Genomic DNA, 9,234 nt, shown 5'->3' with positions numbered 1-9,234 from the left:
GTCGATATCCTCTGATCTGTAGGACCCGCGCCGTGTTTGTCATAGTGGCGTGAGTTTCATCAATACCGTCGATCGTGTTGAGCATGATGGGCCAAATGCAGATGAAAGCGATGACCGAAATTTTCATTTCGTTTCCGATGCCCAGCAACAAGACAGCAGGCGGTAAAAGAGCTGCGCCAGGAATAGATCTTAAGAAAGAAACGATGGGGCTAGTCAACCGGCGAGCTATTTTTGATAATCCAACGATCGAACCAATGCCAGTGCCAATAATGACCGCCAGGAAGAACCCGCCAAACATTCTGCCCAGGGATGGCAGGAGATCTGAGAAGAATCTTTCTCCGAACCAGTTTTCACCAAAGCGGGCCATGATTTCCGATAGTGGTGGATTATAAGCTGATTCAGAATTTGCTGAAAGAACCCACCACAGCGCTAAGAGCAGTAGGGGAGTGATAATTTCCAGGGCAACGAGAGAAGTCTTGCGCAATTTCACGTTAATTCCCTTCTTCTGCTACCCGTGCCCAGGCACTTGTACGCTTTTCGACGCTTGTGACCACCACATTGAGGACCACACCGATAATGCCGGTCATCGCAATGAGGGCATACATCCTGTCAAGTGCATAAGAGTTTTCAGCGTTCGTAATGGCGAGTCCCAAACCTGGGGCGCCGATAATGATCTCGGTGGATACAGACACCAACAAGGCTATGGAAGCAGTGATGCGGATGCCCGTCATGATATAGGGCCCTGATGCGGGTAGCAGAACTTGTATAAGCCGGCGCCAACGGTTGAGTCGTAAGACTGTAGCTGTGTCGAGAGCGACTGGATCGACGTCTCGTACCCCATAAACCGTTTGGACAACGAGTGGAAATACGACAGCTAAAAATACCAGCAATAGTTTGGCTTCCACCCCGATGCCAAAGAACAGGACAATTACAGGAATCAGAGCAACGGTCGGAACTGGACGTGCAAATTCAAAGATGAATCTTGTAGCGTGAAACAAAATGTCATTTCGTCCCACGGCAATCCCGACGGGTACTCCCACTACGATACCGAGGATCAACCCTACAATCGCTGTGTAGAAAGTACTGCCAAGCGCAGACCAGAATGCCGGATCTGTGAATAAACCAGCCCAAGCGCTCACAAGAGTCGCAATGTCGGGGAAGTAGTCCGTAGGGAGGATGTTGGTCATGACGAGAATCTGCCAAGTGCCTGCCGCCAAAAGAACTGATGCAAGGCCCCACGCCAAGAATTTAGTCCAACGAGTGATCGGAATGATCAGCGAATCTCTGGCAACGTTGTCGGCCAGTTGTTCACCACGCGTCGTCTCAGCAAAAGTAGTTTGTTGTAAGACTTGCATTACTCTGTGCCTGTCAGAGTTGGGGCGTTACCGATGATGTCTTCGAGCGGCAACTCCGATTCCAGGACCCCGTATTTTGCGCCTTTTTGCATAATTTCTTCTACGGATGCTTCGTTAATCCTGGTCTCGTAGAAGGGCAGAGTAACTTTTTGACGAATTTGTGCGTCGATATCGGTGTATGTATCGAGCTGTTCACGCGCTTCATCCGGATTTTCGTTGATATACGCGTTGACTTCATCTAGGGCGGCCCGGAATCGCTCGATTACTTCAGGATTTTCTTCCGCATACGCTTCAGTAGCAAAATAAATGGATACATTGCTGGCAGCATGTTCGAAATCGGAGAATGGACTGGCAATTTCCCGATGCCCAGCTTCCAGGACTACCGTTGTGAACGGCTCGTTGACACTGACCGCATCTACGCGTCCACCTGACAACGCACCTTCAGCCTGTGATAATGGGAGTTCAACAAGTTCGATGGATTCAGAGTCACCGCCAGTTGAATCAATAGCATTGCGAACAGCAACTTCCTGGATTCCTCCCAGGGCATTGACCGAGATCGTCTTACCCGCTAAATCCGATACATCTTCGATGCCTGAATCGGAGGTGACCGCCAGTACAGACGAATTGTGCTCGCCTACAGGTTCTAAAGTATCTGGGTTCATTGTGTGGGGCCCACTAGCGACAATTGTGGTACCAAGTCCTCGTTCTACGGCTGTCATGTGCGTTAATATGTTGGAGAAGCCGATATCGGTGCTGCCTTCAAGGACGGCTGGCAATAATGCGGCACCACCTTGAGCAGGAACTGGTTCCACTTTCAGACCATGTTCTTCAAAGATGCCATTTTCAGCGGCAATGTAAATTGGCAGTGCTTCGATATTCGGTAGAACACCGACCTTTAGTGTGGTGACATCGCTGGCTTCTGCCGCATCGTCTGCGCCGTTATTGCCGCTACAACCAGCAACGGCTAAAGCAAAACTGGCTAATCCAGCAAGCCCGAGATAAGTTCTTCTGTGTTTCATGAAAAGCTCCTTAGAAAGTTGGAAGTCCAGCTATCACTTAGTGTCCTGAGTCACTGTACATTCATTGGGTGGGATAGATTCAATGGCGCTTTCAAAGGGTGCAAATGCTGGCTGAATTTGGATAACGCAGCGATTGAATTACGAGTGTGATGTCTCAAGACTTTGGTGACAGTTTTGTATCAGGACTTCGGTGACACTTGATGTCTCAGGACATCGGTAACACTACGGTTGTGTTGGACAGACTGGTTTTGGAATCGGTAGCGGGCGGTGGTGATGCCTTGGTATTTGGTGCCGGCTGGGGCCAAGCGTATTCAGCGATAATTTCGCCCACGGTGGTGGCAAAGATGATCCGATCAGGGTTCCAGTCGGCGATGATGATGCGGTTGGCCATGGCCCGGGTGACGGAAAACAAGGTGCCAGCAAAGTTGACCACGCCGTTGGCGTACACGCGCAGCTGTCGGGTGCCGGTGGCTGCGGGGTTGTGAATGCTGCCGGTGATCTTGGGCTGAGCAGTTGTGGTCTGCGTGGGGGTTATGGTGGCGGCTTCTCAGAGCACGCTGAGATCGGTGATGCCTTCCTGGGCTGGCACCTGGGCCAATTGCTCGGGTTGGGTTGCCGTTGGGACGTCAGGGTCGATGGGTTGTGGCGCTGGCCGCAGTGGGGCAGCCACCGGGGTCGCGTCCCAGACTTGTTGTGGCGTGATCCGTCCGGCAAGGGCTTGGTGGCCACGTTCGGTGTTGTACAACTGATCGAACTCATCGACCTGAACTTGCAGCTCTGCGCAGGTTGCGGCCAAGGGCTGTTTATCTAACCACCGGAACAGGGTCTGGTGGAAGCGCTCATTTTGCCCTGGGTCGTAGGCCGGCCAGGCTTTCCGGTGATGGGTTCCACGCCGAAGGTTTGAGCATACGCGACCAGTTGGCTGATCCAGCCTCGTCGTTCCGGATGCAAAGCGGTGCCGTTATCGGTCAGCAGTCGCTGTGGTACCCCGGCTGCAGTGACAAGTGATCCCCTTACGCATTATCGCCACTGCGTCAGCACCGTTTTCAGACGGGGCCACATGTGAGGCGATGGCCTTGCGGGAATGGTCATCTTGCAGTTGGAAGATCACACACTTTCGCCCACCCACCAGCACATATTCGGTGGCATCCAACTGCCAGCACGCATTGGGGGGCAGGATACACAAACCGCCGGTAGGCGGCCCGAGGCTTCTTCTTGGGTTCCGCCCCAGCCACGCCACGTTCTCGGAAAATCCGCGCCAACGAGGCTACTGCTGTTGGCCCATGGCCAGCATTTTTGTCATGCACACTGATCGGGCCGCAATCCCACCCCGAGGCTTCCAGTGCTGCACGGACCGCCACCGTTTGATCTTTGACATCTTTGGTAATTTTGGTCGGCGAGGTCTTCGGCCGCCGAGATCGGGGCTCCAACACCGCGGCCTGACGATCTTGCTGGGCCCGAGCACGCAGGGCATAAAAGGTTTTGCGACTGATGCCATGTTCAGCACAAAACGCGGTCACACTGCCGCGAGGTGCATCATCAGGCCAATCAGCAATCGCAAGACGGATACGGGCATCAACAGGGGAATTAGATTTCGTCACCCCTGCAGCGTTCCACGCTCTCAACGCTCAGAAGTGTCATCACCACAAACCCCAGAACTGTTACCGATGTCCTGAAGCAGAACCGTCACCGATCTCCTGCGACATAACAGATTGAATTACGGGTCACTGAATTAGAGCGCTCAGCCGTGTTCTAAGGCCGGATGAAAGAGGCATTGTCAGGCGTATATCAAGGACGTCTGCAAGTACCTGCCAACACCGCCACTGCACACGGCCAGGTTCTCAAATTAAAGACGTTCGTCTTTCTCATCAGTCGTTAGAGTTTTTGCAAGAGCTCTTAAGGTCAGGTACAAGCGAATACAGGGGCAGGTTAAGGAGACTCACACTAGTGGTCTTGTGGCTCCGGTAGGTGATTACCGAGCTGATCCAATGGGGTTTGGTATGTTTCACGGGCGAAAATGGCCCCAATCAAAACGATCCCAATGCCGACGGAAACTACTGTTGCTGCGATACCCCATTTCGTTATGTCGCCGTCAACGAGGGCCGTTCCGAGGGCGGGAGAGAAACCGGCGATGAGAATGCCGACCTGAAGGCTCACAGCAAGTCCCGTGTAGCGAACCTTGCCATTAAATTGTTCCGCGAACCAGCTTGTGTAGATGCCATTCGTTGCCGCATAGGAGCCCCCTGTGATGAGACAAGTCGTCAAGAAAATCATTGGCACGTTATTGACTGACACTGCGTGGAAAAAGAAATAGACCATGACAGCTGAGAGAATTTGCCCGGGAATAAAGACTTTTTTGCGCCCAATTTTGTCGGCCAGTAACGCCCACAACGGCTGGGACAGGATCGCGACCACATTACCGGCAACACTGGCCCAGAGCATCGTACTTGCCTCAACGGTACCGATCTGTGCTCCGAACGCCAACCCAAAGGATTGCATATAAGTGTTTACGATGATCTGCACGCTCATCAGTGACACAACCAGAAACGGTATCGGGTGGGTTTTCAACATCGTCCAAAAAGGCGCCCGAGATTTTTGCTTGGTCGGTTTCGTCTTTTGGATTTTTTGGAACTCTTGTGACTCATCTAAGGTACGACGCACCATGTAGGCCACGAAGAGTACAACAATCGAGGCCAGAAATGGGATCCGCCATCCCCAAGCTTCACGAGATTCTTGCTCCATAGCAGCTACCGGAATGAATGCTAAAGAAGCCAGCACAATTCCAGCGTTGATTCCGGATGCAGTGAAGCTTGGATAGAACGCTCGTCGGCCAATAGGAGACTCTTCTAATGTCAGGGATGCCGCACCGGCTGTCTCCCCACCGGCAGACAGACCCTGCAGAACTCGCATCAATGTCAATAGTGCGGGGGCCCACCACCCGATTTGTTGATAGGTGGGTAGACAACCAATCAGAAAGGTTGCCCCGCCCATAAGCGCCAGAGTCATAACCAAGGTATTGCGACGACCATACCGGTCACCCAAGTGGCCGAACAACACAGCTCCCAATGGTCGGAAAACGTAGCCGACCCCAAAAATTGCAAAGGACTGGATCAGCGCAACGGTCGGATCACCGGGAGCGAAGAATACGTGGTTGAATACCAACGAAGCCGCAGTGGTGTAAATGAAGAAATCATAGTATTCGAGTGTGCCACCGAGAAAGCCGGCCAGGGCAGCTTTGCGGGACCGGCGATTTTTTCCCACTTCGTTTCTAGCTCTTGAGGCTGAACCGTCCGTGGTTAAGACATGAGTGTGGTTATTCAAAATACTGTTCCTAGTTCATCTTATATTTGCGCCAGCCGTCGTCGAGAAAGCATGCGTTGGTAGAGCACCAATTGTGGCGCTTTACCGACGCTGTTACTAAGCGAAGACGATGGTGTGATTTCCCTGTCGAATAACTCGATCTTCCGCATGCCATTGCACTGCACGCGACAAGACCGCTCGTTCAACGTACTGGCCACGTTGTTGCATGCCTTCAGCGGTGTGCGCGTGGCCGACTCGAGCGATATCTTGCTCGATGATGGGACCTTCATCGAGGTCAGTCGTGACATAGTGCGCGGTCGCCCCGATCATTTTTACTCCACGTTCCTTGGCCTTACGGTAAGGCGCCGCACCGATGAACGCAGGTAAAAACGAATGGTGAATGTTGATAATTGGCACGTCGATGTGCTCGAGAAAATCCTCGGACAAGATCTGCATGTAACGTGCCAGCACCACAAAGTCTGCCTTTGAACCGATGAGTTTGAGAATTTCTGCTTCGGCAGCCGACTTATCGGGCCCTTGGGAATGAACATGGTGGAACGGAATGTCGAATTGTTCCACGGAATGTTGCACGTCCCGGTGGTTCGAAATCACCATCGGGATTGAGACCGGTAATTCACCTCGGTTTTGACGCCATAGAAGTTCATTGAGGCAATGATCCGACTTTGATGCTAGGACCACCATGCGTTTGGGACGAGCCCGGTTGATCAGTTGCCAGGTCAGCCCTAACGGTTCCAGCCGCTGCTTTAACTCAATCTCAATATCATCGAAGACTTCGTTGAGTGCGTCGACGATGAATTCGATACGTTGATACAGTTCTTGGGGTTCACCTGGTTCGGTATGTTGCTCGAATGTCAGCACACGGGCAGCATATTTACCGACCACGGTTGCAACTGTTGCAACGGCTTCAGCAAAGTCAGGACCTTGGACGATCAAACACGCATGGTTCTGCAGTTTTTCAATGGAGTCGCTACGATCTGTCATGCTATTCACCGACTCTTTTGTTTGAATTCTTGGACCCATTGAGCGGTGGCCTGTAGACCGCCAAACGTATAGAAGTGTACTGCTAGATTGCCCAGCGTAGGGTCTTGATCCAATTCGTGCTGCATGTCGAGAATGAACTTATCTGGGCCGGCAGTTCCTAATAAGTTTGTCAGTGAGAACCCGTACTTTTTGACGATGCCAGCTGAGGAAGCCACACCGAAGCGGCGCGCATATGACAGGAGACGTTTAATGCCGGCTGGTCCTGGAGTACCGATGCGAATCTGACCGTTATAGCCGTGTGTCCGTACCTGCCGAACCCAGGACGTGACCGCAGTGGCGTCGAATGCGAACTGCGTGATGACTACAGGTTCAAGGGATTGCTCTTTGAGGGCGTTAAACTTGTCCACGAAGGCTGAATCGAGGACAGCATTCGACACGTCAGGATGACCTTCGGGATAGCCGGAGATACCGACCTCGCGAACGCCGTAGTCCGACAGCTCATTGGTATTGATCAGCGCCAAGGCATCTTCATATGGGCCGTGCGGTGTTGCGGGATCCCCGGCGATCAAAAACAACCGCTCAGACAAGCCCAGATCCTGCAGTGTAGATAGGATCTGTCGAAATTCATCAGTTGAGGTGATGCGACGAGCCGCCAGGTGTGGTACTGGAATGAATCCGGCATCACGCACCGCTTTGGCAGCCGTAACCCGTGTTTCTAGGTCTTCATTTCCTAGGAAGGTAACGTTGATGCGGGTGTCAGCCGGGATGTCAGCTTGTGCCGCAACGACGGCGTCGGAGTCTTTGCCAGTGATCTCTAATGAGAAATCATCCATCAAAGACAATGTTGTGGGGTGTGGTTGTGCCACTTTTTCTCAATTCTTTAGTAGGGGGTCAGGCTAAATTCGTCGGTCAGCTGGCGTTCGGGTCAGATCAATCAGAGCAGCCACGGGGCGATCCGCGTCACCGGCAAAAACTCAGCCATCCTGTACAAAATGTGGAATGCTGAGACCAGTGACCACGATGTTTCTACGATGTATACCTGAGGCCATTTCCTGTCATTTTGAATGAGTTTGGATCACAGTGGAAGCGATGCCACCGTGAGGCAGCAGCACAGCTCGTGGCCGTCCAACGTTTGGGTCGTGTTCTCATCGTGTTAGTTCAGGATGCTGATCGTCGCAGCTAGGTCGTATTCTGAAAGCGGGTCGTCACTGACCAACAGGTTCCCCAGCTTTGTGAGATCCATGCTGCTGGTGGCCTGCTGGTCAGTGACGATGGCGTTTGTGCGCCGATGCGACTTTATTGTCGTTGAGTCTGGTACTCGCGGCTTCTAGCAAAGCTGCGTATGCTCGTAGCGCCGTTGTTAGGAGTCTTTGCGGTAGGACTCGCGAGCAAACCGTGAGTACGGGGCAGGCTGAACGATCGCACGAATTTCCACTTGGCGGTGTGGTTCAACTGCAGGCTTCGTGGAGACTGGTGATTCGCCCCAGACCAGCACGACTTCGGTACCGGGTTCTGCGAACTCAGTGTCAATACTTGCCAGCGAGATGAAAGCTTGTTCGTTGGTTAGATAACCGGCGTCGTGCGAAATGCCGACGATCTTTCCGTCTTTTGTCACGCTGTCAACTTGGTAGAGACCGTAGCGAGCTTTGGGGAAGGTGATGTATTTAGCCGGGGTACCTTCTTCGTACAGGGTGCGTTGGGTCGCTGCTAGGTCTTCAGCGTTCCATTCCAGTGAGACCTTGGTGCGCTGTGGCTGTTCGGCACGTTCTTTGAGCGCTTCACGTCCCAGGAAGTCATGATCCCAGTCGATCAGACGACCATAGCCGATCTCAAACGGAGTGTTGTAGAAATCTTCGATGTTGTCGGAATCAAAGCTTCCGGCAATTGAACCCATGCGGCTGGCCGGCAGCCACTTCAAGTACTCTTCGGTTTCTTTGCCGGTGAAGATTGCGGGAGTTGGGGACGGAACCCAAGCTGACTCGACGTTGGCGGTTGAATAGGCAACCGAGCCAACGAGTTTCAGATCGAATTCTTTGCCAGCTTCGATGATTGCGTTGCGGATCAGGTCGTAATCTTCCCACGGTCCCCAGAACTCGAACCCTGGTTGGCCTGCCATTCCGTGACGGATTGCCGGGATACGGCGACCTTCAATCTCAAATTCCAGCATGCCAAAGAACTTGGTTTTCTCAACTGGAATCGAGCTGACTTTTTCCATGAGCTTTTCAGCAACGGGACCTTGAACTTCGAAACGGTACTGCAGCGGATCACCTTTGCGGACCGCGGAGCTGGCGTCGCGTTCAAAGGTCACATCATAATTGCCGGTTTCACCGTGGTATTGGACCCAGTCAATAACCATGTGCCAGCCCACCAGATCGAAGAGTCCCTCCTCCAAATAGACCAGTACGGCGTCGCCAACAAGATAGCCTTCGTGGTTGACCGCGACGAACTGTTTGGCCATGTTGGGTTTGAAGTTGGAGAAGTTGTTGATGCCAAGATCGCTCAGCAGCTTTAGTGCATCAGGGCCCTTGATGAACAGGTCGGTCATGTGGTGGGACTGG

The 9,234-nt window shown here is 52.7% G+C and carries 7 protein-coding genes and 1 pseudogene; all 8 read right to left on the bottom strand.

The window, feature by feature from the left end:
- The coding region (locus K8V32_RS01500; protein ID WP_369681027.1) for an ABC transporter permease at nucleotides 1-490 on the bottom strand (490 nt) is incomplete at its 3' end.
- A 1-nt stretch (nucleotide 491) separates the two neighbouring features.
- On the bottom strand, nucleotides 492-1,355 hold the full coding sequence (locus tag K8V32_RS01495; protein WP_303901790.1) for an ABC transporter permease: 864 nt from the start codon (nucleotides 1,353-1,355) through the stop codon (nucleotides 492-494).
- The gene (locus K8V32_RS01490; protein ID WP_303901787.1) at nucleotides 1,355-2,374 is read right to left on the bottom strand and encodes an ABC transporter substrate-binding protein; all 1,020 of its coding nucleotides are present in this window, start codon (nucleotides 2,372-2,374) and stop codon (nucleotides 1,355-1,357) included. Before K8V32_RS01490 ends, K8V32_RS01495 begins: the two co-directional genes overlap by 1 nt.
- Nucleotides 2,375-2,553: 179 nt before the next feature.
- Nucleotides 2,554-3,975, bottom strand: a pseudogene (locus tag K8V32_RS14705) (integrase core domain-containing protein).
- A 343-nt stretch (nucleotides 3,976-4,318) separates the two neighbouring features.
- Nucleotides 4,319-5,635 (bottom strand): MFS transporter, encoded by a 1,317-nt coding sequence (locus K8V32_RS01475; protein WP_303901781.1) that lies wholly within the window; start codon nucleotides 5,633-5,635, stop codon nucleotides 4,319-4,321.
- Between the two features lie 156 nt (nucleotides 5,636-5,791).
- Entirely contained in the window at nucleotides 5,792-6,676 is an 885-nt protein-coding gene (gene purU, locus K8V32_RS01470; protein WP_303901778.1) for a formyltetrahydrofolate deformylase, read from the bottom strand.
- Nucleotides 6,677-6,681: 5 nt separating this feature from the next.
- Entirely contained in the window at nucleotides 6,682-7,542 is an 861-nt protein-coding gene (locus K8V32_RS01465) for a methylenetetrahydrofolate reductase (RefSeq protein WP_303901775.1), read from the bottom strand.
- 494 nt (nucleotides 7,543-8,036) lie between these two features.
- Nucleotides 8,037-9,234 (bottom strand): aminomethyl transferase family protein (locus K8V32_RS01460; RefSeq protein ID WP_303901773.1); only part of this gene is annotated, 1,198 nt, incomplete at its 5' end.

Source organism: Enteractinococcus helveticum (assembly GCF_020742345.1).
Classification (GTDB): Bacteria; Actinomycetota; Actinomycetes; order Actinomycetales; family Micrococcaceae; genus Yaniella; species Yaniella helvetica_A.
This window is presented reverse-complemented; position numbering and strand designations above follow the sequence as displayed.